2 pseudogenes are annotated in these 285 nt (G+C 73.3%); one reads left to right on the top strand and one right to left on the bottom strand.

Annotated elements, in window-relative coordinates:
* Positions 1-206 (bottom strand): annotated as a pseudogene (locus WDW90_RS39050) (hypothetical protein); the annotation flags it as partial.
* Position 207: 1 nt separating this feature from the next.
* Here WDW90_RS39050 and WDW90_RS39045 point away from each other — a divergent pair.
* A pseudogene (locus WDW90_RS39045) lies at positions 208-285 on the top strand (phospholipid methyltransferase); the annotation flags it as partial.

Raw genomic sequence — 285 nt, 5'->3', positions numbered from 1 at the left:
CGGTGTCTGGGAGCGCCTGCTCCGCCTCGCTCAGCATGCCGGTGTGCAGCTCGGGATGACGTTCCTCGACGGCGCGCGGCGCGCGCCAGCGTCCAGCCCGCGTAGTCGTCGATGTCGCTGGCGACGCGGAATAGGCCGCCGTCCTTCAGGACCCGGGCGATCTCCCGCAGGGACTCGTCCGAGACGAAGCGGCGCTTGCGCTGGCGGCCGCCGATCCCGGCCCGCTGCGAGGCCGGCAGCTACACGGCAAGCGGCTCGAACCGCGTCTGGCTGAACCTGCCGCCG

Origin of the sequence: Methylobacterium nigriterrae (assembly GCF_037106235.1) — a bacterium.
GTDB lineage: Bacteria > Pseudomonadota > Alphaproteobacteria > Rhizobiales > Beijerinckiaceae > Methylobacterium > Methylobacterium nigriterrae.
The sequence above is the reverse complement of the archived record's forward strand: the minus strand, read 5'-3'. Positions and strand labels throughout refer to the sequence as shown.